This window comes from Rhodobacter capsulatus (assembly GCF_005144475.1).
Lineage (GTDB): Bacteria > Pseudomonadota > Alphaproteobacteria > Rhodobacterales > Rhodobacteraceae > Rhodobacter > Rhodobacter capsulatus_C.
On the sequence record NZ_SWJZ01000043.1, the window covers coordinates 72,557 to 98,434 of the forward strand.

Consider the following 25,878-nt stretch of genomic DNA (forward strand, 5'->3'; position numbering starts at 1 on the left):
CCTGGCCCCGATGCTGGGATCGCTTGCCCGCTGGTGGCGCGGAGAGGCCGAGGCCGCAACGGACCTTCCGCCCGAGGCCCCGGGGCCGCTGATCTGGATGCAGGTCGGCCCCGAGGCCGCCCATGCCGGCCTTGAGGGCGCGCGGCAGGTTCTGGCGCGTCTCGAACGGCTGCGCCCCGAGATGCGGGTGATGCTGGCGCTGCCGCCGGGACCGGAGGCGACGCTGCCCGAAACCGTCGAAGTCGCGGCCCCGCCCGAAGACAGCCTTGCCGCCGCGCGGGATCTGCTTGACCGGGTCAAGCCGGGGCTGGTGGTGCTTTTCGGCAATGACCTGCCGGGCGGGCTGATCACCGCGGCCGACCGGGCGGGAATTGCGGTGATGATGGTGGATGTCTGCCTGCCGCCGCCCGCCCGCCGTCTGGGCCGGTTCGGGCAACGCGGGTTGTTGCGGCGGATCCGCCGGATCGTCGTGCGCGATCAGGCCTCGTTCGGGCTGCTCGAACGCCAGGGGCTTGACCCGGCGCAGATCGATGTCGGCGGCGTCCTCGGCCTGCCGCCGAAGCCTTTGCGCTGTTCCGAGGCGGAACGGGCCTCGATGGCGAGCCTGACCCATACGCGGCCGGTCTGGCTGGCCGCCGCGGTGCCGCCCGCGGAAATCGACGCCGTGCTGGCGGCGCAGGCGCATGCGCAGCACCACGCGCATCGGATGCTGCTGATCCTTGCGCCGGATCAGCCCGACGACGCGCTGGAGCTGGGCGACCGGCTGACCGATGCGGGCTGGGCGGTGGCGAGCCGCTCGCTGGAAGGCGAGCCCGATGCCGAGACGGAAATCTTTCTGGCCGATGATCCGGCCGAATACGGGCTTTGGTATCGCATCGCCCCGGTCAGCTACATGGGCGGCACGCTGATCGGCGCGGCCGGTCAGGCGCGGTCGCCCTTTGAACCGGCCTCGCTCGGCTCGGCGGTGGTGCACGGGCCGCAGACCGCGCCCTTCGCCGCCGATTATGCCCGGCTCGACGAAGCCCGGGCGGCGCGGTCGATCCATGACGACACCTCGCTTGGCGAGGCCATTGCCGATCTGATGTCGCCCGACCGCGCCGCGGTTCTGGCGCATAACGCCTGGGCCGTGACCTCGGGCGGGGCGGCTGCGGCCGAGGCCATCGTGCGGGCGATCTTGCGGGAATTCGACGCCGCCCGCGCAGAAAGGACAACGTGATGCAAGCCCCCGGTTTCTGGTTCACCGACCCCGCCCGCCCGGCGCTGCGGGCGCGGCTGCTTGGCCCGCTGGGGCGGATCTATGCCGCGGCCACCCGGTTGCGGGTGGCGAAACCGGGGCTGCGGCTGCCGGTGCCGGTGATTTCGGTGGGCAACATCAATGCGGGCGGCACCGGCAAGACGCCGACGGTGATCGCGCTGGCGCAGCTTCTGGCCGCGCGCGGGCTGGAGGCGCATGTGGTCAGCCGCGGCCATGGCGGCAGCCTGACCGGCCCGGTCCGCGTCGACGAAAGGCGCCACCGTGCCGCCGATGTGGGCGACGAGCCGCTGCTGCTTTCCGCCTTCACGCCGACCTGGGTCGCGCGTGACCGGGCGGCGGGCGCCCGCGCGGCGATGGCGGCCGGGGCAAAGCTGATCCTGCTCGATGACGGGCATCAGAACCCGGCGCTGCAAAAGGATCTCTCGATCGTCGTGGTCGATGCGGCCAAGGGCTTCGGCAATGGCCTGTGCCTGCCCGCGGGGCCGCTGCGCGAGCCGGTGGCCGAGGGCATGGCCCGGGCCGATCTGGCGCTCTCGATCGGGCCGGTCCCGGCGCAGGAAAGCTTTGCCGCCCGCTGGGGGGCGCAGATCCCGGTGCCGCATCTGCGCGGGCAGCTGGTGCCGCTGCCCACCGGCATGGACTGGGAGGGCCAGCGCGTGCTGGCCTTTGCGGGCATCGGCCATCCGGAGAAATTCTTTGCCACCCTGCGCGGTCTGGGCGCCGAGGTGGTGCGGGCCGAGGCGCTGGATGATCATCAACCGTTCTCGGCGCAGCTGCTGACGCGGCTGGAAACCGAATCGATCTTCCTGGATGCCCAGCTGGTGACAACGGAAAAGGACGCCGCCCGGCTGCCGATGTCGTTCCGGCCGAAGGTGCTGGCGCTGCCGGTGCGGCTGGTCTTCGAAGACGCCGCACCGCTTCTCAGGGCCCTCGAAGGGCTGGGGCTTTAACCCCCCAGCTTGGCGTCGAGGATCTTCTTCAGCTCGGCATAGCCCATGTTGTCGTATTTCTGGCCGTTGATCACCAGCGTCGGCGTGGCCTCGATCGCATCGGCGGAGGCGTTCTTCTGATAGGTCATCACCATCGCCTCGGCGCGGGCGGTGTCGTTCAGACAGGTCTCGATCTGGTCCTTGGTCAGACCGGCCTTGATGCCGATCTTGCGCAGGTTCTCGGCGATCACCGCCTCGGTCCCGTCGCCGATCCAGGATTTCTGTTCGGAAAACAGCATCCCGGCGATGCCGTAATATTTCAGATCGCCGCCGCATTGCGCCACCTGCCCGGCCCAAAGACCGAACTTGTCGAAATAGACCTCGCGCAGGATGAAGCGGACCTTGCCGGTGTCGATGTAATCGCGCTTGAGGGCGCCAAACACCGTCTCGTGGAACCGGGCGCAATGCGAACAGGTGAACGAGGCATATTCGATCAGCGTCACCGGCGCATCGGCGCGGCCCAGCGCGACATCGGGCAGGATGGCGCCGCCCGACGCGGCCTCGGCCGGGGTGGCGATCAGCGTCTCGGCCGGGGCCTGCCGCAGCACGGCATAGCCGCCGCCCGCAGCCGCAACCACGGCGCCACCGGCGAGGCCAAGCAAAAGGGAACGTCGGTTCATGGATCAGCCTTTCTCAGCTCGTCCCGCCGTCTGGCGGGTTTCATCAGGATGTTTCGGGCAAGGTCTTCCAGCGCCGCCCGCAGCCCGGCATCGGCCAGGCCCTCGGTCGCCGCCTGCGCCCTGGCGCAGACCTCGGGGGTGGGTTTCGGGGCGGCCTTTTTCGGCGCCGGGGCAAAGGCCGCCTGCCCCTCGGCAAAGCCGGTGGCGGCGGTCTGGGTGATCAGGATGCGCGAAATCGCGTTGTAGCCGTAGCAGGCATTGACCTTGGCGCGGATCTTTTCGCGGCTCATGTCGATCATCGGCGCCATCGGCCCCGCGACCAGCAGCGTCAGACTGGCGCCGATGCCTTCGCGGCCGTAGCCGATCTTCACCGGGCGGGCATGGGCGGCGATCTCGGCGCCGACGACCTCGGCCCAATGCGTCACCAGACGGGCGATGGCGAAACCGCGCGCTTCCCCTGCGGCGCGGATGCGCTCCTTCACCAGACCGGCAGCCGGCTCGAAGCCGCGCATCCGGCGCAGCTTCGCGGGCGCCGCGGGGCGCTCGGACGGCGCGTGGTGGTGGTGATCGTCGTCCATCCCTGTCCTTTCCGGAACTTGGTCCTATTCTAGGCAGGCCACGGGGCAAAGCCAGAGGAATGGGGCGGGGGGCCATAAAGATTGCGTGACGGAAGCGAGGCAGAAGCGGGGGCGGCGCTGCTGGCCTGGTATGACCGACAGGCGCGGGTGATGCCCTGGCGCGTCGGTCCGGCAGACCGCGCCGCGGGCGTGCGGCCCGATCCCTATCACGTCTGGCTCTCCGAGGTGATGCTGCAGCAGACGACCGTCGCTGCCGTGCGCGATTATTTCCGCCGCTTCACCGCGCGCTGGCCCGGCGTGGCCGATCTGGCCGCAGCCGAGGATGGTGCGGTGATGGCCGAATGGGCAGGGCTTGGCTATTACGCCCGCGCCCGCAACCTCTTGAAATGCGCCCGTGCCGTGGCGGCGGCGGGCGGGCGGTTTCCGCAAACCTCCGAGGGCCTGCAGGCCCTGCCCGGCATCGGCCCCTATACGGCGGCGGCGGTGGCGGCGATCGCCTTTGACGAGCCCGCGGTAGTGGTCGATGGCAATGTGGAACGGGTGGTGGCGCGGCTCTGGGCGGTTGAAACCCCGATGCCCGCGGCGAAACCGGAGCTGGTGGACAAGGCCGGGCGGCTGACGCCCAAGCTTCGCCCCGGCGATCATGCGCAGGCGATGATGGATCTGGGCGCGACGATCTGCACCCCGCGCAACCCGGTCTGCGCGCTTTGCCCGGTCAATGATTTCTGCGCCGCAACGGCGCGGGGCATCGCGGCAGAGCTGCCGCGCAAGATGCCCAAGCCCGAGAAACCGACCCGCTTCGGTCTGGCCTATGTCGCGCTCGCCCCCGACGGCGGGGTGCTTCTGGAACGTCGCCCGGACAAGGGGCTTCTGGGCGGGATGCTCGGCTTTCCCGGCTCGGACTGGGCCGAGAGCGAACCCGCCCCCTGCCCGCCGCTGAGCGCCGACTGGACCCCGCTGTCGCACGAGGTCCGCCACACCTTCACCCATTTCCACCTGCGGCTGCGGGTCTTCGTCACCCAGACCGAGGGCGAAGGATTCACGCCGAAAGCGGACTTTTCGCCCGCCGCCCTGCCCACGGTGATGCGCAAGGTCTGGGACACGGCGCAGGCAGGGGCTCCGCCCCCCCGGGATATTTGAGGCAAGATAAAGGGATGCAGGTTTCTTCTTGGTGCAAATACGCCCTTGCCGCCTATGTCACCACGCGCAGCGTCAGGTTGATGCGCCCGCCCTGCGGCAGAAGCGTCGAGGTGCCGGGCGCGATCCGGTCGATGCCATGGTAAAGCAGCCGCGCGGAACCGCCCATCACCAGCACATCGCCCGAACGCAGCCAGAGGCTTTGCGTCGATCCCCCGCGCGTCTCGTTGCCGATCCGAAACAGCCCGTCATCGCCCAAGCTGATCGACACGACGGGCTGGGAAAAATCCGCTTCGTCGCGGTCCTGGTGCAGGCCCATCCGGGCCTTTTCGCCGTAGAAGTTCACCAGACAGCAGTCCGGGCTGCGATCCGACCCGGACACCGCCCGCCAGAGGCCCAGCACGCTTTCCGGGATCGGCGGCCATGCCCCGCCCGAGGGATGCGTTTCGCTGTAGCGATAGCCGCGCCGGTCGGCCACCCAGCCGAACCGCCCGGCCGAGGTCATCCGCACCGACATCGGCCGCCCATAGGGCGTCATCGGCGAGAACAGCGGCGCCGCCGCCACCACCGCGCGCAGGTCTTCGACAAGGGCTGCCTGTTCCGTGGGCACAAGCCAGCCGGGGTAATGGCGAAAGCCGCGGATTTCCTGCGGATCAGGGCGAATCTGCACCGGTCGGGCGGATTGTGGCATTTGTCGCAAACTCCCGCGCGTCAGTTCTTGCAGGGCTATTTTCCCCTCCTTATATACGCCGGGAAGCCGGAGCAGGCCACCTGCGCCGGACCGTCTGGAAACCTTGGGATAGGGGCCGGGGGCCTGATGGGACCCGCCCCCACCTGTCGCCGAAAGAAGAGGTATTGAAATGGCCAAAGTCATCGGGATCGACCTTGGGACGACCAACTCCTGCGTCGCCATCATGGACGGCTCGCAACCCCGCGTGATCGAGAATTCGGAAGGGGCGCGCACCACCCCCTCGATCGTCGCCTACACCGACAACGAGCGTCTGGTCGGCCAGCCCGCCAAGCGGCAAGCCGTGACCAACCCGACCAACACCGTCTTTGCGGTCAAGCGCCTGATCGGCCGCCGCACCACCGATGCCGAGGTGGAAAAGGACAAGAAACTGGTGCCCTACAACATCGTCGACGGCGGCAACGGCGACGCCTGGGTGGAAGTGCGCGGCGAGAAATTCTCCCCGGCGCAGGTTTCGGCCGTGATCTTGCAGAAGATGAAGGAAACCGCCGAGAGCTATCTGGGCGAGACCGTGACGCAAGCCGTGATCACCGTTCCGGCTTACTTCAACGACGCCCAGCGTCAGGCCACGAAGGACGCGGGCAAGATCGCCGGTCTGGAAGTGCTGCGCATCATCAACGAGCCGACCGCGGCGGCGCTGGCCTATGGCCTTGACAAGAAGGACAGCAAGACGATTGCCGTCTATGACCTTGGCGGCGGCACCTTCGACATCACGATCCTTGAAATCGACGACGGCCTCTTTGAAGTGAAATCGACCAACGGGGACACGTTCCTCGGCGGTGAAGACTTCGACATGCGGATCGTCACCTATCTTGCCGACGAGTTCCGCAAGGAACACGGCGTCGATCTGACCAAGGACAAGATGGCGCTGCAGCGGCTGAAGGAAGCGGCTGAAAAGGCGAAGATCGAGCTCTCCTCGGCCAGCCAGACCGAGATCAACCAGCCGTTCATCTCGATGAACGCGGCGACCGGCGTGCCGCTGCACATGGTGATGAAGCTGACCCGCGCGAAACTGGAAAGCCTGGTCGATGATCTGATCAAGGCCTCGCTCAAGCCCTGCGCCGCGGCGCTGAAGGATGCGGGCGTCTCGAAGGACGAGATCGACGAGGTCGTGCTGGTCGGCGGGATGACCCGGATGCCGCGCGTCGTCGAGGAAGTGACGAAGTTCTTCGGCAAGGAACCGCACAAGGGCGTGAACCCGGATGAAGTCGTGGCCCTTGGCGCCGCGATTCAGGCGGGCGTGCTGCAGGGCGACGTGAAGGATGTCGTGCTGCTGGACGTCACCCCCCTCAGCCTCGGCATCGAGACGCTGGGCGGTGTCTTCACCCGTCTGATCGACCGCAACACCACGATCCCGACGAAGAAGAGCCAGATCTTCTCGACCGCCGAGGACAATCAGAACGCGGTGACGATCCGCGTCTTCCAGGGCGAGCGGGAAATGGCCGCCGACAACAAGATGCTGGGCATGTTCAACCTGGAAAACATCCCCCCGGCGCCGCGCGGCGTGCCGCAGATCGAAGTCACCTTCGACATCGACGCGAACGGCATCGTCTCGGTCAAGGCCAAGGACAAGGGCACCGGCAAGGAACAGCAGATCACCATCCAGGCCTCGGGCGGTCTGTCGGATGATGACATCGAAAAGATGATCAAGGACGCCGAAGCCAACGCCGAAGCCGACAAGAAGCGCAAGGAACTGGTCGAGGCGAAGAACACCGGCGAAAGCCTGCTGCATTCGACCCGCAAGTCGCTGGAAGAGCATGGCGACAAGGTCGATGGCTCGACCGTCGAGATGATCGAGCTGGCCTGCAACGCGCTGGAAGAATCGCTGAAGTCGGAAGACCCGGGCAAGATCAAGGGCGCGGTGCAGAACCTGACCGATGCCGCGATGAAGCTGGGTGAGGCGATCTACAAGGCGCAGGCCTCGACCGAGGGCGGCGCCGCGTCGGATGACGGGGACGGCCCGCGGTCGGTGGACGATGACATCGTCGATGCCGACTTCGAGGACATGGGTGAAAACAAGCGCAAGTAAGCGCCGGAACCTGAGGAGCGGGCCCCGTCTTGGGGCTCGCTTCCGTGTTCTCGCAGTGGGGCTTTCCAATGGCGAAGCGTGATTTCTACGAGGTTCTGGGGGTGTCCAGGGGCGCCTCGGCCGAGGAGATCAAGAAGGCCTATCGCAGCAAGGCGAAGGAACTGCACCCCGACCGCAATCAGGACAATCCGCAGGCCGAGGCCCAGTTCAAGGAAGTGAACGAAGCCTATGACGTGCTGAAGGATGGCGACAAGAAGGCTGCCTATGACCGCTACGGTCACGCGGCTTTCGAGGGCGGCATGGGCGGCGGCGGTCCGCGCGGGCCTTATGGTCAGGGCGCGGATTTCTCCTCGGCTTTCTCGGATGTGTTCGAGGATCTGTTCGGCGATTTCATGGGCGGGCGCGGCGGCGCGGGCGGCGGTGGCCGGTCGCGGGCGACGCGCGGCTCGGACCTGCGCTACAACATGCGGGTGACGCTGGAAGAGGCGTTCAAGGGGTCGCAAAAGACGATCACCGTTCCGGGTTCGGCCGCTTGCGGATCGTGCAACGGCACCGGGGCCGAAGGGGGCGCGGAACCGCAAACCTGTCCGACCTGTTCGGGTCTGGGCAAGGTGCGGGCGCAGAACGGCTTCTTCACCGTCGAACGCACCTGCCCCACCTGTGGCGGGCAGGGTCAGGTGGTGAAGAACCCCTGCCGCGTCTGTCACGGTTCGGGCCGGATCGAGAAGGAACGGACGCTGTCGGTCAACATCCCCGCGGGGGTGGAAACCGGCACGCGGATCCGTCTGGCGGGCGAGGGCGAGGCCGGGATGCGCGGCGGGCCCTCGGGCGACCTTTATATCTTCATCGAGGTACGCGAGCATGCGATCTTCCAGCGCGACGGGGTGAACCTGTTCTGCCGGGTGCCGGTCAGCATGGTCTCGGCGGCGCTGGGGGGCGAGGTCGAGGTGCCGACGATCGACGGCGGCCGGTCCAAGGTCAAGGTGCCGGTGGGCAGCCAGTCCGGTCGGCAGATGCGTCTGCGCGGCAAGGGCATGCCCGCGCTGCGCGGTGGCGGCATCGGCGACATGGTGATCGAGCTTGCGGTCGAAACGCCGGTGAACCTGACCACGCGGCAAAAGGAACTGCTGGACGAATTCCAGCGCATTCAGGCCGAGAACAACCCCGAGGGGGCGTCGTTTTTCCAGAAGGTGAAAAGCTTCTGGGACGGGATGAAGGGCTGAGCCTTTGATCAGACCGAAAGGGGGCGCCTGCGGGCGCCCTTTTGCGTATTTAGGCCAAGAAGAAACGTTAACCCTTTCTTTACCATGACGGCGCAAGCTGGGGGCATGAAGACCCGAACCTCCAGCTTTGACGAAGGGCCGACCCTGTTTGGCGACCCGGACGAGGCGCAGCCGGTTTCTCTCTCCTCCGACCGGCTGCCCTCTTACATCACCGATCACCGCAAGCGGCTGCGGGAACGCTTCATCACGGGCGGCGCCGAGGCGATGCCCGATTACGAGCTTCTGGAACTGATCCTGTTTCGCGCCCTGCCGCGGCAGGATGTGAAGCCCCTGGCGCGGCGGCTGCTCGATGTCTTCGGCAGTTTCGGCCATGTGCTGGCGGCGCCCGCGGTGCGGCTGACCGAGGTCACCGGCGTCGGCGAGGCCGTGGTGCAGGAGCTGAAAATCGTCGAGGCGGCGGCGCAACGGCTGGCCCGGTCGCGGGTGTTGCAGCGGCCGGTGCTGTCGTCCTGGCAGGCGCTGCTTGACTATTGCCACGCCGCGATGGCGCATCGCCCGACCGAGCAGTTCCGGGTGCTGTTCCTGGACCGCAAGAACCTGCTGATTGCCGACGAGGAACAGGCGCGCGGCACCGTGGATCATGTCCCCGTCTACCCGCGCGAGGTGGTGAAACGGGCGCTGGAGCTGGACGCCTCGGCGTTGATTCTGGTGCATAACCACCCCTCGGGCGATCCGACGCCGTCGCAGGCCGACATCGCGATGACCGAGCAGATCCGCCACGCCGCCGAGGCTTTGGGGCTGGTGCTGCACGACCATCTGGTGATCGGCAAGGGCCGCGAACTCAGCTTTCGCGCCGAAGGGCTGCTTTAATTCGCCGCCACGGCCAGCGGGAAGCCGGGCAGCGGCATCATCACCGCGCCCTCGCCATCGTCGCAACCGGGCATCGCCAGCGACAGCTGCGCCTGATCGGTCGCCTTGCCAAGCTGGCGCAGGACCGAACCGGCCATGTCCTTGCCGCAGGTCTGCGGCGTCACCGGCGCCTCCAGCACCAGCCGAATGTCCGACATCGCCGCCGGGGCGGAATAGATCTGCACCGCCTGCGCGGCGCCGGGCGGGCCGAAGCTGGTGATCCAGCCGCCCAAAGGGGTGTCCGCCGCACGCGGCAGCGCCACCGAGACATCACCGATCGAGCCGGGCGCGGCGCCGTATTCATAGCCATGCAGCTGCAAGCCGGTTTCGGGCGCAAACGTCACCGCGAGGCGGTTGACCGTCGCCAGCGTGGGCACGCGCAGCGCCACCTGCGGCGCGGTCCCCTCCCCCGGAAGGCCGAGCGCAAAGACCGCCTGCTCGGCAAAGGCGGGCACCAGACCGCTCCAGCCGCCGTCGTCCGAAAGCCGGATCGGCAGGCGCAGCCCGGCGTGGCGGATCTCGGCCGGTTCCGCGCCATGGCAGGGCGCAAGCACGGTCAGCCGGACCGAGGCCCCGGGGGCAAGCTCGGCCTGCAGCTGCGGGGCAGCACATCCGGTCGGCGCGACGCCGCTGTCCTGCGGCAACGGGCCCAGCGCGGCTTCGGCGGCGGGGCGGCGCATCGCGGGCACCGTCAGCTTCGGCAGAACAAGCGCGGGCGCAGGCGCGACCTCGGCCAGATGCACCCGGGCGCCCGGCATCACCGCGGCCGTCACCGGCCGGGCCGACCCGGCGTGCAGCCCCTCTGGCGCGGCCGTCTGCATGACATGCCCGGTGGCCGCCGCCAGAACGAAGGTGGTGCAGACCATGGCAATCTTGTGAATCGGTTTCATGCCCGGATCCTCCTGCTTCTTGCCAAAAGGTTAACGCGCAATCTCGGCAAAGCTTGGGCCGGACTGCGGCACGGTTTCCAAAAGGGAAACGTCACCCCGACAGGGGATTTTCACAAATATACAAACAGATCAACAGGATAATGAAAACGACAGCCCGGTTGCGCCCCGGGCTGCCGCCTTATTTCGCCGCCTTTGTTTCAGGCCAGACGGCCGTGGCAATGCTTGAACTTCTCGCCCGAGCCGCAGGGGCAGGGGTCATTGCGCGAGGGCTCGCCCCAGGTCGAGGGATCCGATTCGACAAATCCCGGCGCGGCGGCAAGCGCCACCGGGGCCGCCGGTTGCGGCGCAGGCGCTTCGGCCGGATCAGCAGCCCCCTCGGCCGCGGCAAGGGCGGCGGCCTGCTGGCGCAGCATCTCGGCGCGTTCCTCGTCGCTCATCGGACGGATCTGGCCCAGACGTTTCGTCACCTCGTAGCGCAGGCTGTCGAGCATGCTCTCGAACAGCTGGAACGACTCGGTCTTGTATTCCGACAGCGGATCGCGCTGCGCATAGCCGCGGAAACCCACGACCGAGCGCAGATGTTCGAGCGTCACCAGATGTTCGCGCCATTTCGCGTCGATCGTCTGCAACAGGATCTGCTTTTCGATCACCCGCATCGTCTCGGCGCCGAAGGCTTCGGTCTTTTGCGCCATCACCGCATCGAGCGCCGCCGTCACCCGTTCGCGCAGAACGTCCTGATCGACGCCCTCTTCGGCCGCCCAGTCCGCCAGCGGCAGATCGACCCCGGCATGGTCGATGAACGCCGCCCGCATCCCCTCGATATCCCATTGATCGACGTAGCTTTTCGGCGGCGCGAATTCGTCGATCAGGTCATCGATCACCTGCTGGCGCATATCGGCGACGATCTCGGAAATCTCGTCGGTTTCCATGATCTCGCGGCGCTGGCCAAAGACCGCCTTGCGCTGGTCGTTCATCACGTCGTCGAATTTCAAAAGCTGCTTGCGCCAGTCGAAGTTGCGGCCCTCGACCTTGGCTTGCGCCCGTTCCAGCGACTTGTTCACCCAGGGGTGGATGATCGCCTCGCCTTCCTTCATGCCCAGTTTCGACAGCACGCCTTCCAGCCGGTCCGAGCCGAAGATCCGCATCAGATCGTCTTCGAGCGACAGGAAGAACAAGGACCGCCCCGGGTCGCCCTGACGGCCCGAGCGGCCGCGCAGCTGGTTGTCGATCCGGCGGCTTTCATGCCGTTCGGTGGCCAGAACGAACAGCCCCCCGGCCTCGATCACCTTTTGCTTTTCGGCGGCATGTTCCGCCTCGATCCGGGCGCGGATCTCTTCGGGGGCGGCCTCGGGATTGGCGGCGATCTCTTCCAGAACCTTCATCTCGACGTTGCCGCCCAGCTGAATGTCGGTGCCGCGCCCGGCCATGTTCGTCGCGATGGTGATCGCGCCCAGACGGCCCGCATCGGCGACGATCTGCGCCTCCTGTTCGTGCTGACGCGCGTTGAGCACGTTATGCGGCAGCCCCTCGGCCTTGAGCATCTCCGAGAGCATCTCGGATTTCTCGATCGAGGTGGTGCCAACCAGCGTCGGCTGGCCCTTTTCATGCGCGGTCTTGATCGCCTCGATCACCGCGGCGTATTTTTCCTTGGCGGTGCGATAGACGCGGTCGTGGTCGTCTTTCCGGGCCACCGGACGGTTCGTCGGCACTTCGACCACGCCCAGGTGATAGATGTCGCCGAATTCCTCGGCTTCGGTCACCGCGGTGCCGGTCATCCCCGCCAGCTTCTGGTAAAGCCGGAAGTAGTTCTGGAAGGTCACCGAGGCCAGCGTGACGTTTTCGGGCTGGATCGTCACCCGTTCCTTCGCCTCGATCGCCTGATGCAGACCGTCGGACAGACGGCGGCCCTTCATCATCCGGCCGGTGAATTCGTCGATCAAGACGATCTCGTCGTCGGTGACGACATAGTTCTGATCCTTGAAGAACAGCTTGTGCGCCCGCAAAGCCTGGCCGATGTGGTGCACGATCGTCGTGCTTTCCGGGTCGTAAAGCGACTGGCCCTCGGGCAGGAGCCCATCGGCCTGCAGCTTCTGTTCGAGAAACTCGTTGCCTTCCTCGGTGAAGGTGGCGTTGCGCTGTTTCTCGTCGAGCTTGTAATGTTCTTCGGTCAGGAACGGGATATAGGCATCAAGCGTGCGATACATGTCGGACCGGTCCTGCGACGGGCCCGAAATGATCAAGGGCGTCCGCGCCTCGTCGATCAGGATGCTGTCCACCTCGTCGACGATGGCGAAGAAGTGATCGCGCTGATACATCTCCGCGACCGAGGATTTCATGTTGTCGCGCAGATAATCGAAGCCCAGCTCGTTGTTCGTCGCATAGGTGATGTCCGCACCATAGGCGGCGCGCTTTTCATCATCGGACTGGAACGGATAGACGACGCCGCAGGTCAGACCCAGATGGCGATAGACCTTGCCCATCCATTCCGAGTCGCGCTTGGCCAGATAATCGTTCACCGTGACGATGTGCACGCCCTTGCCCGCCAGCGCGTTCAGATAGGCCGGGAAGGTGGCGACAAGGGTCTTGCCCTCGCCGGTTTTCATCTCCGAGATGTTGCCCTGATGCAGGAAGATCCCGCCCATCAGCTGGGTGTCGAAGGCGCGCAGGCCAAGCGCCCGGCGGGCGGCCTCGCGGCAATTGGCAAAGGCTTCGGGAAGCAGCGCATCCAGGCTTTCGCCCGATTGCGCGCGGGCCTGCAGCTCGCGGGTTTTCGCCACGATCTCGGCATCGGAGAGCTTTTCGAAGGCCGGTTCCAGCGCGTTGATCTTCGCCACCAGCGGTCGCGTCCGCTTGACCTTGCGGTCGTTGGGCGTGCCGAAGAGCTTTCTTCCAATGTAACCGAGGCCCAGCATTTTTTCTCCGCGGGTTCGTCTGACCAAATCGTGTGAAATGCGGTCTTGTCGCACCCGCCGCGCACCCGTAGAACGGCAAGCGGATAAGGGCGAAACGGCCTTCACAAGACCCTTGGCGATGTAAGGGGCTGCCGTCCGAGTGTCAACGCCGCGGGGTGCCGCGGCCCTGCGGGAGAGGCTTTGATGCCGATTTTCACACGCGTTCTGGGTTCTGTCGCCGTGATGGCGCTTCTGGCCGGTCCGGCGCTGGCCGAGGAGGCCGCGAAACCGGCGACGCCCCCCGGCCCGGAAACCGTCGTCGCCACCGTTGACGGCACCGACATCACGCTGGGCATGATGGTTTCGGTCCGCAACAGCCTGCCCGCGGAATATCAGCAACTGCCCGACGAGGTGCTGTTCAACGGCGTGCTGGATCAGCTGATCCAGCAGACCGCGCTGTCGAAAGTGGGCGAAGGCATGATGACCCGCCGCGACGAGATCGCGCTGGAGGTCGAACGCCGCGCCTATCTGGCGGGGATGCTGCTCGATTACACCGCCGAGCGCGCGGTGACGCCCGACAAGCTGAAGGCGGCCTATGACACGAAATTCGCCAAGGCCGAACCGAGCCGCGAATATCACGCCGCCCATATCATCGTGCCGACCGAGGCCGAGGCCAAGGCGATCAAGGCCGAGATCGACGGCGGCGCCGATTTCGCCACGGTGGCCAAGGCGAAGTCGCAAGACGGCGCGGCGGCGAATGGCGGCGATCTGGGCTGGTTCGATCTGACCGCGATGGTGCCGCCCTTTGCCGAGGCCGTCGCCGCGATGAAGGCGGGCGAGATCAAGGGCCCGGTGCAGACCGAATATGGCTGGCATGTGATCAAGCTGATGGAAAGCCGTCTGGGCGCCGCGCCGACGCTGGAGGAAGCGACCGAGGAGCTTTCGGGCGATCTGCGTCAGCAGGCGGTGCAGGACCGGGTGACCGACACCGTGGCCAAGGCCAAGGTCGAAAAGCGCGTCGAAGGGATCGATCCCGCGGTGCTGAAGACGCCGAATTTCTTCGGCGCCAAGTAAGGTCCGCGGATGGAGGGGGAGAAGACGATGGCGAAGAAACGCGAACTCGAAGACAAGATCGCCAAGCTGAAGTCGAAGGTGAAGGACCTGCGCTCGCAGCTGGGCGAGATCACCGAGGATGCGGTGGCGATGCTGCGCGAGGAGGTGACCGAGGTCGCCTCGGCGCTGCGCGAGGGCGTGGCCGAAGCCGCGACGGCGGCCGCCTCTGCCGCGGCCACCGCCGCAGCCGAAACCGCTGCCGCCGCGAAACCCAAGGCACCGGTCTCGCCGCTGGCCCCCGCCGCCTTCCCCGCCCTGCCGGTGATCGCGGGCGTGTCCTTTGCCGCCGCCGCCGCGGGTGTGCGCTATGCGGGCCGGACCGATGTGATGCTGGCGCAGATCGCGCCGGGCGCGACGATCGCGGGCGTCTTCACCACCTCCTCGACCCGGGCCGCCTGCGTGCTCGATTGCCAGGCGAAACTGGCGGGCCTTGCGGATGAAACCACCGGCGCGGCGATCGTGGTGAACTCGGGCAATGCCAATGCCTTCACCGGCACCGCCGGGCAGGCCTCGGTCGATGCCGTCACCGGCGCCGTCGCCGAGGCGCTGGATCTGCCGATCAACCGGGTCTTTTCGTCGTCCACCGGGGTGATCGGCGAGCCCCTGCCGCATGAGCGCATCGTCGCTTCCGTGCCCGGCCTTGTCGCCGCGCTGGACCCGGCCGGGATGGAAGCCGCCGCGCGGGCGATCATGACCACCGACACCTTCCCCAAGGGCGCCTGTGCCGAGGTGCAGGGCGACGGCGGGCCGATCCGCATCGCGGGCATCGCCAAGGGCTCGGGGATGATCGCGCCGAACATGGCGACGATGCTGGTCTATCTGTTCACCGATGCGAAGATCCCGTCGAAACTGCTGCAGAAAATGCTGTCGCGGCATGTCGATGACACGTTCAACGCGATCACCGTGGACAGCGACACCTCGACCTCGGATGCGCTGATCCTGGCCGCCACCGGGCGCTCGGCCGCGGCGGAAATCACCGATCTGCGCTCGCGCGCGGCCAAGGATTTCGAGGCGGCGCTGCGCGGCGTGATGCTGGATCTGGCGCAACAGGTGGTGCGCGATGGCGAGGGCGCGACGAAATTCGTCGAGATCCGGGTCAGCGGGGCGGCCACTGCCGACGACGCGCACAAGGTGGCGATGGCGGTGGCGAATTCGCCGCTGGTGAAAACCGCGATCGCCGGTGAAGACGCGAACTGGGGCCGCGTCGTGGCCGCCGTCGGCAAGTCGGGCGCCAAGGCCGACCGTGACAAGCTGCGGATTTCCTTCGGCGACATGGTTCTGGCGGAAAACGGCTGGCGCGTGCCGGATTATTCCGAGGAGGCCGCCTCCGCCTACATGAAGGGGCAGGAGCTGGTGATCGGCATCGATCTGGGGCTGGGCAAGGCGGCGAAATCGGTCTTCACCTGCGACCTGACGCATCGCTACATCGACATCAACGCGGATTACCGCTCGTGACCTCGCCCTGCGGTCCCACGCCCGCGCCGACCACTGCGCGGGTGGTTCTGGTCAGTGCGGTGGCGCTGATCGATGCCGATGGCCGGGTGCTGCTGGCGCAGCGCCCCGAGGGCAAGTCGCTGGCGGGGCTTTGGGAATTCCCGGGCGGCAAGGTCGAACCGGGGGAAACGCCGGAAGCGGCGCTGATCCGCGAATTGCACGAGGAACTGGGCATCGACACCTGGGGCAGCTGTCTGGCGCCGCTGACCTTTGCCAGCCACAGCTACGAGAGCTTCCACCTGCTGATGCCGCTCTTTGCCTGCCGCCGCTGGTCCGGCACGCCGCAACCGCGCGAGGGGCAGAAACTGGCCTGGGTGGCGCCCGCAAGGCTGCGCGACTACCCGATGCCGCCCGCCGACGAGCCGCTGATCCCGGTGCTGCAGGACTGGCTCTGACCGCGCAGACGCAGCGAAAATTCCGCAATGCGGCAATTTTCCTGCGTCATGTTGCCCCTTGCCGCAACAAAACTATCCAAAAGATACCTCTGGCGCACTTTTTCGTTTGCACTTTGTTAAGCAATCGTGACTAAGCTGAAGGTGTAATCGAGATTTCTAGGGAGGATGTCTCATGCTTCGCACCATCGTCGTCGGCAGCTGCGTCTCCGTGCAGGGAACGTTCGAGTCGCAGCTCGAAAATGGAAAAATCGTTGTCCGGGTTGGGGATAGGCTGTTCGCGGGCAAGCCCGTGATGCGCAACAACGCCTGATCCACCGACCACACACTCACTCACGGACTGCAAAAGGGGGGCTTTCGCCCCCCTTTTCACTGTTCCCGCCGCGGCGACAAAGGTCAGAGCTTGCGCTCGACCTCCTCGCGCTCGAAAATCTCGATGACATCGCCCGCGCGGACGTCGTCGTAGTTTTCGAAGGCCATGCCGCATTCCTGACCGGATTGCACTTCCTTGACCTCGTCCTTGAAGCGCTTGAGCGTCTTCAGCGTGCCTTCGTGGATCACCACGTTGTCGCGCAGCAGGCGCACGCCAGCCGAGCGGCGGGCCACGCCTTCGGTGACAAGGCAGCCAGCGACCTTGCCGACGCCGGAGACCTTGAAGACCTCCTTGATCGCGGCATAGCCGATGAAATTCTCGCGCACTTCGTTTTTCAGCAGGCCCGAGGCGGCGGCTTTGATGTCGTCCACCAGATCATAGATGATCGAGTAGTAGCGGATCTCGACACCCTTCTGGTTCGCGCTCGCCCGCGCGGGCGCATTGGCCCGGACGTTGAAGCCGATCACCGGCGCCCCCGAAGCCTCGGCCAGACCGACGTCGCTTTCGGTGATCGCGCCGACGCCCGAATGCAGCACCCGCACGCGGACCTCGTCGTTGCCGATCTTCTCCAGCGCCTGGGCGATCGCCTCGGCCGAGCCCTGCACGTCGGCCTTCACCAGCACCGGCAGTTCCGAGACGTTCTCGTCCGCCTTGGCCTTGGCCATCAGCTGTTCCAGCGTCGTCGCGGCCCCGGCGGCAGCGCGCTTGTCCTTGGCGGCTTTCTCGCGGTAGTCGGCGATTTCACGCGCCTGCGCCTCGGTCTCGACCACGTTCAGCACATCGCCCGCTTCGGGCGTGCCGTTCAGGCCCAGAACCTCGACCGGAACCGAAGGACCGGCCTCGTCGACGCGCTCGCCCTTGTCATTGACCAGCGCCCGCACCTTGCCCCACTGCTCGCCGACGACAAAGATGTCGCCGCGTTTCAGCGTGCCGTGCTGCACCAGAACCGTCGCCACCGGACCGCGGCCGACGTCAAGTTTCGCTTCGATCACCGCACCTTGCGCCGCACGGCCGGGGTTGGCCTGAAGCTCGAGGATTTCCGCCTGCAGCGCGATCGCTTCCAGCAGCTTGTCGAGCCCGAAGCCGGTCTTGGCCGAAACTTCGACCGTCTGCACCTCGCCGCCCATCTCTTCGACGACGACTTCGTGCTGCAGAAGGTCGGTCCGCACTTTCTGCGGATTGGCGGAATGCTTGTCGATCTTGTTGATCGCCACGATCATCGGCACCTTGGCGGCCTTGGCGTGGTTGATCGCCTCGATCGTCTGCGGCATCACCGCGTCATCGGCGGCCACCACCAGCACGACGATATCCGTCACCTGCGCGCCACGGGCCCGCATCGAGGTGAAGGCGGCGTGGCCGGGCGTGTCGAGGAAGGTCAGGACCGCGCCCGAATCCGTCGTCACCTGATAGGCGCCGATGTGCTGGGTGATCCCGCCCGCTTCGCCCGACACCACATTGGCGTGGCGGATGGCGTCCAGAAGCGAGGTCTTGCCATGGTCGACGTGGCCCATGATCGTGATGATCGGCGGCCGCGCATGCAGGTCTTCGGCCTTGTCCTCGACGGTGTCGATCACCTGTTCGACGTCCGCATCCGAGACGCGCACGGCGCGGTGGCCGAATTCCTCGATGATCAGTTCCGCGGTGTCGGCGTCGATCGCCTGGTTCGCGGTGACCATCATGCCCATCTTCATCAGCGCCTTGATCACGTCGGCCGCGCGTTCGGCCATCCGGATCGCCAGTTCCGACACCACGATGGTTTCCGGCAACTGCACGTCGCGGACCATCTTTTCGGCTTTCTGGCCGAAGCCCATCGCCTTTTGCCGGGCCTTTTCCTGCTTGCGCTTCATCGCGGCCAGCGAGCGCTGACGCCCGCCTTCGCCCTCGATGTCCGACAGGCTCAGCTTGCCGGCGCGACGGCCCTCGTCGCCGCCCTTGGCCGCCTTGTTGTTGCGGTCAGGCGTGGCATTGCGATCGTCGCGGTCGCGGTCGGTCTTGCGCGGGCCGGTATTCGAAACACCCTTGGTCGCGGCACGCGCGGCGGCAGCCTCGGCCGCAGCCGGATCGGCCGGAGCGGGCTTCGCGGCCGGTTTCGCCCGGACCTCTTCCTTTTTCTGCGCGCGCAGCTCGGCCTCGCGGGCCTTGCGCGCTTCTTCCTCGGCCTTCAGCCGCAGGGCTTCTTCGCGTTCGCGCTCTTCGCGTTCCTTGGCCTCGGCCTCGGCGCGGCGGCGTTCGCGTTCTTCCTCGCGGGCCTTTTCATCGGCGACACGTTGCGCGGCCTCTTCGACCTCGCGGACGCGGGCGGCTTGCAGCGCCCGCAGACGGCGCTCCATCTCGGCATCCGAGATGCCCGCAGGACGCCGCGAAGGATCGCCCAGCGCGGGCGAACCGGCCGGTTTGGCAGGGGCCGAACCGGGTTTCGGCACCACCACCTTCTTGCGCTTGGTTTCGACCACCACATTTTTCGTGCGTCCGTGGCTGAAGCTCTGCTTCACCGAACCGGGGCGGGCGCCGCCAAGACCGAGGGGTTTTTTGCCGTCCGTATCGCTCATGCCGTCTTCGTATCCTTCATGGCGGTATCGCCGCCGTCCTGCTTGCGCAAACCCGCAAGCCTTGCCGCTTCTCTGATTACACGCGGGGTGAGTCCCCCAGCCGCAAGCGCGCCGTGTATGGCATGGTCGCGGCCAAAAGCCAAACCCATTTCCGAGGCCGTCAGGCAACCGAACCAGCGCCCGCCGGGCGGAGTCCAGAGCTTGCCCTTGCCGCGTTCCGATCCGTCCGAGGCCTGAAACAGCACCTTGGCCTTGCCATCCGCCAGCCAGCCCTTGACCTTTTCGAAGCCGCAGACCGCATGGCCGGTCTTTCGGCTCAAGGATAGCAGCTCCACCACCCGCTGCGCCAGCCCGTCTTCGACAAGCTGACACAGGTCTTCGGGCAGCTTCACCTGCGACCTTGCGGCGCGGGCAAACAGCCCCTTTGCGACCGCCTTTTCAAGCACGGCGCGTTCCGAAGTCACCCAGATGCCCCGGCCGGGAAGCTTTTCGGCCAGATCCGGATAGATCATGCCATCGGGGCCAAGGACAAACCGCACAAGCCCGGCCTTCGGCCCGACATCGCCCGTGACGATGCAGCGCCGTTCCGGATCCTCGGTGTTCTTGTCCTTGCCGCCGCGGCTCATCTCATTCCTCGGTTTCGTCTTCGTCGGTGTCGGTCGCGTCTTCGGCCTCAAGCTCCGAAAGATCGACCCAGCCCAGCTGGATCCGCGCCGTCATGATCAGCTTTTGCGCATCTTCGAGGCTCATGCCGAATTTCTCGAGGATCCCCTCGTCCTTGACGCGGGCGCCGTTCACCGTGGTCCAGCCGCCGGCCAGTTCCCAGTCGGCGCAGGTGGCGAAATCTTCCAGCGTCTTGACGTCGTCCTTGGCCAGCGCCTCGATCATCTGCGGCGTCAGGCCTTCGAAATTGAACAGCGACTCCTCGACGCCCAGTTCCTTGGCCGCGGCGATCGCCTTGGCGTTCTGCGCCTCGATGTAATCGCGGGCGCGGGCCTGCAATTCCTCGGCGGTGCCGTCATCGACGCCCTCGATCGACAGGAGTTCATCCAGATCGACATAGGCGACTTCTTCCAGATTGGTGAAGCCCTCGGCGACCAGCAGCTGGGCGAAGAATTCGTCCAGATCCAGCGCATCGACAAAGAGCTTCGTCCGCTCGGCGAATTCGGCCTGACGGCGGGACGATTCCTCGGCCTCGGTCAGGATGTCGATATCAAGCCCGGTCAGCTGGCTGGCCAGACGCACGTTCTGCCCGCGACGGCCGATGGCCAGCGACAGTTGTTCGTCCGGCACCACCACTTCGATCTTGCCCGCTTCCTCGTCGATCACGACTTTCGCGACCTCGGCCGGTTGCAGCGCGTTCACCAGGAACGTGGCCGCATCGGCGTTCCACGGAATGATGTCGATCTTTTCGCCCTGCAGCTCGCCCACCACGGCCTGCACGCGCGAGCCGCGCATGCCCACACAGGCGCCGACCGGGTCGATCGAATTGTCGTTCGAGATCACCGCGATCTTCGCGCGCGAGCCCGGATCACGGGCCACCGCCTTGATCTCGATGATGCCGTCATAAATCTCCGGCACTTCCATCTTGAACAGTTCCGCCATGAACTGCGGATCGGTGCGGCTCAGGAAGACCTGCGGGCCCCGGGTCTCGCGGCGGACGTCCTTCACATAGGCGCGGATGCGGTCGTTCGGGCGATAGCTTTCACGGCCGATCTTTTCGTTGCGGCGCAGGATGGCCTCGCCGCGACCGATGTCGACGATGATGTTGCCGTATTCCTCGCGCTTGACGACGCCGTTGATGATCGTGCCCTTGCGATCCTTGAATTCGTCGAACTGACGATCGCGTTCGGCCTCGCGGACCTTTTGCAAGATCACTTGTTTCGCCGATTGCGCCGCGATCCGGCCCAGATCGACCGGGGGAACCTCGTCGACGATCTCGTCGCCGATCTGCGGTGCGGTCTTGTATTGCTTCGCCTGCGCAACGGTCAGCTGCGCCTGGTAATTCTCGACGGCCTCATCCTCGACGACGGTGCGGACCCGGGTGAAGCTGGCGCGACCGGTCTTGCGGTCGATCTTCACGCGGATGTCCATTTCCGAGCCATAGCGCGACTTCGCCGCCCGGGCGAGACTGTCTTCCATCGCCTGGATCACCAGATCGGGGTCGATCATCTTCTCGCGGGCCACCGCCTCGGCGGTCTGCAAAAGCTCGAGCTGGTTGGCAGAGGTGATTGCCATCTGTCAGGTCTCCTCGTCGGGGGAAGTCTGGTCGTCGTCTTCGGTTTGGATCTCGTCGAACTGGTCTTCGTCGATGATGCCCGCGGCCTTGCGCTGGCGCAGCATCTCGGCGATCAGCTCGTCGGTCAGGATCAGTTTCGCATCGGCAAGCCAGTCGAATTTCAGGCCGATGGTGACCTGCTCGCCCTGGTTCTCGATCTCGATCAGCACTTCATCGGCTTCGGTGCCGCGCAGGATGCCCTTGAACCGCTTGCGGCCATCAATCTGTTCGTCAGTCTCGATCCGGGCCTCGTAGCCCTCCCAGACATCGAAATCCTTCATCCGGGTCAGCGGACGGTCGATCCCGGGCGAAGACACTTCCAGCGTGTATTTTTCCTCGATCGGGTCTTCGACGTCGAGCACGGCGGAAACGGCAGTCGAGATCGCGCCGCAATCGTCGACATCGATCCCGCCCTCGGGACGGTCGGCCATGATCTGCAACAGCGGATGCCGTCCGCCCTGCATGCGGATGCGGACCAGCTCGAAGCCGAGGCCTTCGATGGTGGGGCCGACGATGTCGGCGATACGCCGGTCGATACCGGTCTTGGCGATGAGGTCGGTCATTCCGATCCCTGAAAACAAAAAACGGGCCCGAGCGGCCCGTGACATGGATCCGGTGGGCTTCAGGTTTGGACCCTGAAACGCCGCTGTTGCATTGCATATAGGCGAGTCGCCTTCATGTTGCAAGCTTTCTCTGGGTTCAGCCCCGCATCCGGTCCATCACCGCGACAAGGGCGGCGGTGATCCCCGGCTCGCTCAGCGCGTGGCCCGCGGCGGGAATGAGGCGCAGTTCGCATTTCTTCCAGCCATGTGCCAGCCGCCAGGCCGAGACCGGCGGGCAGATCATGTCCATCCGCCCCTGCACGATCACCGTCGGGATATGTTCGATCAGCGGACGGTCGCGCAGGATCTGACCGTCAACCTCCAGGAAGGCGCGGTTCATGAAGAAGTGGTTTTCCAGCCGCGCGAAGGCATGGGCGTAATCGGGCGGCGATTCGCCCGGAAAACCGTCGTAATCGACCGAGGCGAGCGCGTTTTCCCACATCGCCCAATGCCGGGCAAAGCGGGCCTCCTGCAGGTAATCGCCGGAAAACAGCCGCTTGTGATAGGCCGCGATCAGATCGCCGCGCTCCCCCTCGGGGATCGGGGCGATGAACTGCGTCCACAGATCGGGGAAGAACTGCCCGGCGCCGCCGCCATAGAACCAGTCAAGCTCCGATTTCAGCGCCAGGAACACACCGCGCAGCACCAGCGCCTGCACCCGGTCGGGGTAGGTCTGGGCGTAAAGAAGCGAGAGCGTCGCCCCCCAGCTGCCGCCGAAGACGATCCAGCTCTGGATCCCCAACTCGGTGCGAATCCGCTCCATGTCGGCGATCAGATCCCAGGTGGTGTTGTGGCCCACCGAGGCATGCGGCTTCGACAGCCCGCAGCCGCGCTGGTCGAACAGCACGATGCGATACTGCGCCGGATCGAAATAGCGCCGCATCGCCGGGCTGCAACCGCCCCCCGGGCCGCCATGACAGACGACGACCGGCCGCCCGCGCGGGTTGCCCGATTGCTCGACATAGATCTGATGGCCGAAACCGACGTCGATCATCCGCTGGTCGAAAGGCTCGACCGGCGGATAGAGAAAGGCGCTTGCCGTGCGCTTTTGCCCTGCGTTCTTGTCCATGACTGCACTATATAACGGCTCGACCGCCCCCGCCATGGGGCGCAACCCAAAAGTTGACCGGAGGATGGCATGGAAACCGCAACGAAGACAATCGACCCCGCCGAGGTGGCGAAATTCGAGGCGATGGCGGCCGAGTGGTGGGACCCGAACGGCAAGTTCAAGCCGCTGCACATGCTGAACCCCTGCCGTCTGGACTATATCACCACCCAGATCGCGGCGCAGTTCGGCCGCGATCTGCGCGCCCCCCGCCCCTTCGAGGGGCTGCGGCTTCTCGACATCGGCTGTGGCGGCGGGCTTCTGGCGGAACCGATGGCGCGGCTGGGGGCGACAGTCGTCGGCGCCGATGCGGCGCCCCGGAACATTCCGGTGGCGCAGCTGCATGCCGAGCAATCCGGCCTGACGATCGATTACCGCAACTGCGCCGCCGAGGATCTGGCGGCGGCGGGCGAGCGCTTCGACATCGTGCTGGCGATGGAGATCATCGAGCATGTCTCGGACACCCAGGGCTTCACCGACACCTGCGCGGCTTTGCTCAAATCGGGCGGGCTGATGATCATGTCGACGCTGAACCGCAATCCCAAAAGCTATGTGATGGCGATCTTCGGCGCCGAACGGGTGATGCGCTGGCTGCCTGTCGGCACGCATGACTGGTCGAAATTCGTGACGCCGGACGAGCTTTACGAGCTGATGCGCAAGGCGGGGCTTGATCCGATCGACCGCAAGGGGATGGTGTTCAATCCCTTGGGCTGGAGCTGGTCGCTGTCGTCGCGCGATCTCAGCGTGAACTACGCCGCCGCCTGCGTGAAACGCTAAGGCTGGGGGCGCTGCCCCCAGGCCCCCGGGATATTTGAGGCAAGATAAAACAGGCTCCTTTATCTTGCCTCAAATATCCCGGGGGTGAATGGCGAAGCCAGAGGGGGCAGCGCCCCCTTTTACTTCGTCTTCGGGCGAAAGGCCGCGATCTTTGCCGGATCGGTGTCGATATGCCCCGCCCCGATCAGATCAAGGCAATAGGGCACCGCCGCAAAGACCGCATTCAGACAGGTCGCGATCGCACGCGGATTGCCCGGCAGGGTGATGATCAGGCTTTTGCCCGCAATCCCCGCCGTCTGGCGCGACAGGATCGCCGTCGGCACCTCGCGCAGCGACGCCCGCCGCATCTCCTCGCCAAAACCGGCCAGTTCCTTTTCGATCACCTGCGCCGCGCCTTCGGGCGTCTCGTCCCGCGGCGCGGGGCCGGTGCCGCCGGTGACCAGGATCAGATCGACGCCCTCGGTCACGAAGCCGCGCAGGCAGTCGGCGACGCTGTCGCGGCCGTCGGGGATGATCACCCGGGAAATGGAAAGGGGTGTCGTGACGACACCCCTCAGCCAGTCCTCGCAGCCCGGTCCGCCCCTGTCCTCGTAGTCGCCGCGCGAGGCGCGGTCGGAAACGGTGACGATGGCAACCCGTGCGGTCATTTTTGCGCCACGCGCGCGTTGCGGGTGGCAATCAGGCGCAGCCGCAGCGCGTTCAGGCGGATGAAGCCCGCCGCGTCCTTTTGATCGTAGGCGCCCGCGTCTTCCTCGAAGGTGACGTGCTTTTCGCTGTAAAGGCTGTGATCCGACCAGCGCGCGACGGTCGAGGCCTTGCCCTTGTAAAGCTTGACCCGCACCGTGCCCGAGACATGTTCCTGCGTCTTGTCGATCAGCGCCTGCAGCGCCTCGCGTTCGGGGCTGTACCAGAAGCCGTTGTAGATCAGCTCGGCATAGCGCGGCATGATCGAGTCTTTCAGGTGGCCGGCGCCCGCATCCAGCGTGATCTGCTCGATGCCGCGGTGGGCCTCCAGAAGGATCGTGCCGCCGGGGGTTTCATAGACGCCGCGCGACTTCATGCCGACGAAGCGGTTTTCCACCAGATCGAGCACGCCGACGCCATGCTTGCCGCCCAGATCGTTCAGCTTGGCCAGGATCGTCGCGGGCGACATCGCCTCGCCGTTGATCGCGACGGCATCGCCGCGCTCGAAGGTGATTTCCACCATCTCGGCCTGATCCGGGGCCTCTTCGACCGGCACCACGCGCTGCAGCACGTAGTTCGGGAATTCCTGCGCCGGGTCTTCCAGCACGCGGCCTTCCGACGAGGTGTGCAGAAGGTTCGCATCGACCGAGAACGGCGCCTCGCCGCGCTTGTCCTTGGCGATCGGGATCTGGTTCGCCTCGGCGAATTCCAGAAGCTTCGTGCGCGAGGTCAGATCCCACAGCCGCCACGGCGCGATCACCCGGATCGACGGATCCAGCGCCGCCGCCGACAGCTCGAAGCGCACCTGATCGTTGCCCTTGCCGGTCGCGCCATGCGCCACCGCATCGGCGCCGTGCTGTTGCGCGATCTCGACCAGATGTTTCGAGATCAGCGGCCGCGCGATCGAGGTGCCGAGCAGATACAGCCCCTCGTACAGCGCATTCGCCCGGAACATCGGGAAGACGAAGTCGCGCACGAATTCCTCGCGCACGTCGACGATATGGATGTTTTCCTTTTTGATCCCCATCAGCTCGGCCTTGGCGCGGGCCGGTTCCAGCTCTTCGCCCTGCCCCAGATCGGCGGTGAAGGTGATGACCTCGCAGCCGTATTCGGTTTGCAGCCATTTCAGGATGATCGAGGTGTCAAGGCCGCCCGAATAGGCAAGCACGACTTTCTTGGGAGCAGACATGAGGAGCCTCCGGAACTGCGGTTTCGCGCGGGTCTAGTGCGTTTTCGCCCGTA

23 protein-coding genes are annotated in these 25,878 nt (G+C 66.1%); 11 read left to right on the plus strand and 12 right to left on the minus strand.

Annotation, left to right across the window (positions count from 1 at the left end; translation table 11 throughout):
• Window positions 1-10 precede the first annotated feature (10 nt).
• Window positions 11-1,216, plus strand: a complete 1,206-nt coding sequence (locus FBT96_RS11210; protein WP_169583391.1) for a 3-deoxy-D-manno-octulosonic acid transferase — start codon at window positions 11-13, stop codon at window positions 1,214-1,216.
• Window positions 1,216-2,205: a tetraacyldisaccharide 4'-kinase gene (gene lpxK, locus FBT96_RS11215; RefSeq protein WP_136906661.1), complete on the plus strand. Its 990-nt coding sequence runs from the start codon at window positions 1,216-1,218 to the stop codon at window positions 2,203-2,205. The genes FBT96_RS11210 and lpxK overlap by 1 nt, the downstream gene beginning before the upstream one ends.
• Here the strand turns inward: lpxK and FBT96_RS11220 are convergent.
• Together FBT96_RS11220 and FBT96_RS11225 are read right to left on the minus strand one after the other, a co-directional pair.
• Window positions 2,202-2,864, minus strand: a complete 663-nt coding sequence (locus tag FBT96_RS11220) for a DsbA family protein (RefSeq protein ID WP_136906663.1) — start codon at window positions 2,862-2,864, stop codon at window positions 2,202-2,204. The genes lpxK and FBT96_RS11220 overlap by 4 nt on opposite strands.
• Window positions 2,861-3,442: a DUF721 domain-containing protein gene (locus FBT96_RS11225; RefSeq protein WP_136906665.1), complete on the minus strand. Its 582-nt coding sequence runs from the start codon at window positions 3,440-3,442 to the stop codon at window positions 2,861-2,863. Before FBT96_RS11225 ends, FBT96_RS11220 begins: the two co-directional genes overlap by 4 nt.
• A gap of 81 nt (window positions 3,443-3,523) precedes the next feature.
• Here FBT96_RS11225 and mutY point away from each other — a divergent pair, with 81 nt between their 5' ends.
• Complete coding sequence (gene mutY / locus FBT96_RS11230; RefSeq protein ID WP_136906667.1) at window positions 3,524-4,582, plus strand: A/G-specific adenine glycosylase; 1,059 nt, start codon at window positions 3,524-3,526, stop codon at window positions 4,580-4,582.
• Between the two features lie 52 nt (window positions 4,583-4,634).
• Here mutY and FBT96_RS11235 read toward each other — a convergent pair whose 3' ends face one another.
• A complete protein-coding gene (locus tag FBT96_RS11235) occupies window positions 4,635-5,270 on the minus strand; it encodes an alpha-ketoglutarate-dependent dioxygenase AlkB family protein (protein ID WP_136906669.1) in 636 nt (211 codons plus the stop codon).
• Window positions 5,271-5,439: 169 nt separating this feature from the next.
• Between FBT96_RS11235 and dnaK the strand changes: the two genes are divergently transcribed.
• From dnaK to radC, 3 genes are all read left to right on the plus strand, one after another.
• Window positions 5,440-7,356 (plus strand): molecular chaperone DnaK, encoded by a 1,917-nt coding sequence (gene dnaK / locus FBT96_RS11240; protein ID WP_136906671.1) that lies wholly within the window; start codon window positions 5,440-5,442, stop codon window positions 7,354-7,356.
• Between the two features lie 68 nt (window positions 7,357-7,424).
• On the plus strand, window positions 7,425-8,579 hold the full coding sequence (gene dnaJ, locus FBT96_RS11245; protein ID WP_023922356.1) for a molecular chaperone DnaJ: 1,155 nt from the start codon (window positions 7,425-7,427) through the stop codon (window positions 8,577-8,579).
• A gap of 105 nt (window positions 8,580-8,684) precedes the next feature.
• Complete coding sequence (radC, locus tag FBT96_RS11250; protein WP_136906673.1) at window positions 8,685-9,449, plus strand: RadC family protein; 765 nt, start codon at window positions 8,685-8,687, stop codon at window positions 9,447-9,449.
• Here radC and FBT96_RS11255 read toward each other — a convergent pair.
• Both FBT96_RS11255 and secA read right to left on the minus strand, forming a co-directional pair.
• Window positions 9,446-10,378 carry a hypothetical protein gene (locus FBT96_RS11255; protein WP_136906675.1) on the minus strand — a complete coding sequence of 311 codons (933 nt, stop codon included), beginning with the start codon at window positions 10,376-10,378 and terminating at the stop codon, window positions 9,446-9,448. The genes radC and FBT96_RS11255 overlap by 4 nt on opposite strands.
• 197 nt (window positions 10,379-10,575) lie before the next feature.
• A complete protein-coding gene (gene secA / locus FBT96_RS11260) occupies window positions 10,576-13,290 on the minus strand; it encodes a preprotein translocase subunit SecA (RefSeq protein WP_136906677.1) in 2,715 nt (904 codons plus the stop codon).
• Between the two features lie 183 nt (window positions 13,291-13,473).
• On the opposite strand from secA, the gene FBT96_RS11265 reads away from it, so the two are divergent.
• The 4 genes from FBT96_RS11265 to FBT96_RS20685 all read left to right on the plus strand — a co-directional run bounded on the left by FBT96_RS11265 (window position 13,474) and on the right by FBT96_RS20685 (window position 16,581).
• On the plus strand, window positions 13,474-14,343 hold the full coding sequence (locus FBT96_RS11265) for a peptidylprolyl isomerase (RefSeq protein ID WP_136906679.1): 870 nt from the start codon (window positions 13,474-13,476) through the stop codon (window positions 14,341-14,343).
• 129 nt (window positions 14,344-14,472) lie between these two features.
• Entirely contained in the window at window positions 14,473-15,837 is a 1,365-nt protein-coding gene (gene argJ / locus FBT96_RS11270; protein ID WP_394347672.1) for a bifunctional glutamate N-acetyltransferase/amino-acid acetyltransferase ArgJ, read from the plus strand.
• Complete coding sequence (locus FBT96_RS11275; protein ID WP_136906683.1) at window positions 15,834-16,271, plus strand: (deoxy)nucleoside triphosphate pyrophosphohydrolase; 438 nt, start codon at window positions 15,834-15,836, stop codon at window positions 16,269-16,271. Before argJ ends, FBT96_RS11275 begins: the two co-directional genes overlap by 4 nt.
• A gap of 172 nt (window positions 16,272-16,443) precedes the next feature.
• Complete coding sequence (locus FBT96_RS20685) at window positions 16,444-16,581, plus strand: hypothetical protein (RefSeq protein ID WP_013065963.1); 138 nt, start codon at window positions 16,444-16,446, stop codon at window positions 16,579-16,581.
• Between the two features lie 83 nt (window positions 16,582-16,664).
• On the opposite strand, the gene infB is transcribed toward FBT96_RS20685, so the two are convergent.
• From infB to pip, 5 genes are all read right to left on the minus strand, one after another.
• Entirely contained in the window at window positions 16,665-19,190 is a 2,526-nt protein-coding gene (gene infB / locus FBT96_RS11280; protein ID WP_136906685.1) for a translation initiation factor IF-2, read from the minus strand.
• Window positions 19,187-19,816, minus strand: coding sequence for an RNA-binding protein (locus tag FBT96_RS11285; protein WP_136906688.1), 630 nt, complete (start codon window positions 19,814-19,816; stop codon window positions 19,187-19,189). The genes infB and FBT96_RS11285 overlap by 4 nt, the downstream gene beginning before the upstream one ends.
• Before the next feature lies 1 nt (window position 19,817).
• Window positions 19,818-21,428: a transcription termination factor NusA gene (nusA, locus tag FBT96_RS11290; RefSeq protein WP_136906689.1), complete on the minus strand. Its 1,611-nt coding sequence runs from the start codon at window positions 21,426-21,428 to the stop codon at window positions 19,818-19,820.
• A 3-nt stretch (window positions 21,429-21,431) separates the two neighbouring features.
• Complete coding sequence (rimP, locus tag FBT96_RS11295) at window positions 21,432-22,031, minus strand: ribosome maturation factor RimP (RefSeq protein WP_055211130.1); 600 nt, start codon at window positions 22,029-22,031, stop codon at window positions 21,432-21,434.
• A gap of 136 nt (window positions 22,032-22,167) precedes the next feature.
• A complete protein-coding gene (gene pip, locus FBT96_RS11300) occupies window positions 22,168-23,139 on the minus strand; it encodes a prolyl aminopeptidase (protein ID WP_136906691.1) in 972 nt (323 codons plus the stop codon).
• Window positions 23,140-23,208: 69 nt separating this feature from the next.
• Between pip and ubiG the strand changes: the two genes are divergently transcribed.
• Window positions 23,209-23,952 carry a bifunctional 2-polyprenyl-6-hydroxyphenol methylase/3-demethylubiquinol 3-O-methyltransferase UbiG gene (gene ubiG, locus FBT96_RS11305; RefSeq protein WP_136906693.1) on the plus strand — a complete coding sequence of 248 codons (744 nt, stop codon included), beginning with the start codon at window positions 23,209-23,211 and terminating at the stop codon, window positions 23,950-23,952.
• 119 nt (window positions 23,953-24,071) lie between these two features.
• On the opposite strand, the gene mog is transcribed toward ubiG, so the two are convergent.
• Both mog and FBT96_RS11315 read right to left on the minus strand, forming a co-directional pair.
• On the minus strand, window positions 24,072-24,599 hold the full coding sequence (gene mog, locus FBT96_RS11310; RefSeq protein ID WP_136906695.1) for a molybdopterin adenylyltransferase: 528 nt from the start codon (window positions 24,597-24,599) through the stop codon (window positions 24,072-24,074).
• A complete protein-coding gene (locus FBT96_RS11315) occupies window positions 24,596-25,825 on the minus strand; it encodes an argininosuccinate synthase (RefSeq protein WP_136906696.1) in 1,230 nt (409 codons plus the stop codon). The genes mog and FBT96_RS11315 overlap by 4 nt, the downstream gene beginning before the upstream one ends.
• Between the last annotated feature and the right edge of the window lie 53 nt (window positions 25,826-25,878).

Coding starts and splice junctions, on each gene's coding strand:
- FBT96_RS11210 (WP_169583391.1), top strand. CDS start 11: ATGCTGGGATCGCTTGCCCGCTGGTGGCGCGGAGAGGCCGAGGCCGCA.
- lpxK (WP_136906661.1), top strand. CDS start 1,216: ATGCAAGCCCCCGGTTTCTGGTTCACCGACCCCGCCCGCCCGGCGCTG.
- FBT96_RS11220 (WP_136906663.1), bottom strand. CDS start 2,864: ATGAACCGACGTTCCCTTTTGCTTGGCCTCGCCGGTGGCGCCGTGGTT.
- FBT96_RS11225 (WP_136906665.1), bottom strand. CDS start 3,442: ATGGACGACGATCACCACCACCACGCGCCGTCCGAGCGCCCCGCGGCG.
- FBT96_RS11235 (WP_136906669.1), bottom strand. CDS start 5,270: ATGCCACAATCCGCCCGACCGGTGCAGATTCGCCCTGATCCGCAGGAA.
- dnaK (WP_136906671.1), top strand. CDS start 5,440: ATGGCCAAAGTCATCGGGATCGACCTTGGGACGACCAACTCCTGCGTC.
- dnaJ (WP_023922356.1), top strand. CDS start 7,425: ATGGCGAAGCGTGATTTCTACGAGGTTCTGGGGGTGTCCAGGGGCGCC.
- radC (WP_136906673.1), top strand. CDS start 8,685: ATGAAGACCCGAACCTCCAGCTTTGACGAAGGGCCGACCCTGTTTGGC.
- FBT96_RS11255 (WP_136906675.1), bottom strand. CDS start 10,378: ATGAAACCGATTCACAAGATTGCCATGGTCTGCACCACCTTCGTTCTG.
- secA (WP_136906677.1), bottom strand. CDS start 13,290: ATGCTGGGCCTCGGTTACATTGGAAGAAAGCTCTTCGGCACGCCCAAC.
- FBT96_RS11265 (WP_136906679.1), top strand. CDS start 13,474: ATGCCGATTTTCACACGCGTTCTGGGTTCTGTCGCCGTGATGGCGCTT.
- argJ (WP_394347672.1), top strand. CDS start 14,473: ATGCTGCGCGAGGAGGTGACCGAGGTCGCCTCGGCGCTGCGCGAGGGC.
- FBT96_RS20685 (WP_013065963.1), top strand. CDS start 16,444: ATGCTTCGCACCATCGTCGTCGGCAGCTGCGTCTCCGTGCAGGGAACG.
- infB (WP_136906685.1), bottom strand. CDS start 19,190: ATGAGCGATACGGACGGCAAAAAACCCCTCGGTCTTGGCGGCGCCCGC.
- FBT96_RS11285 (WP_136906688.1), bottom strand. CDS start 19,816: ATGAGCCGCGGCGGCAAGGACAAGAACACCGAGGATCCGGAACGGCGC.
- nusA (WP_136906689.1), bottom strand. CDS start 21,428: ATGGCAATCACCTCTGCCAACCAGCTCGAGCTTTTGCAGACCGCCGAG.
- rimP (WP_055211130.1), bottom strand. CDS start 22,031: ATGACCGACCTCATCGCCAAGACCGGTATCGACCGGCGTATCGCCGAC.
- pip (WP_136906691.1), bottom strand. CDS start 23,139: ATGGACAAGAACGCAGGGCAAAAGCGCACGGCAAGCGCCTTTCTCTAT.
- ubiG (WP_136906693.1), top strand. CDS start 23,209: ATGGAAACCGCAACGAAGACAATCGACCCCGCCGAGGTGGCGAAATTC.
- mog (WP_136906695.1), bottom strand. CDS start 24,599: ATGACCGCACGGGTTGCCATCGTCACCGTTTCCGACCGCGCCTCGCGC.
- FBT96_RS11315 (WP_136906696.1), bottom strand. CDS start 25,825: ATGTCTGCTCCCAAGAAAGTCGTGCTTGCCTATTCGGGCGGCCTTGAC.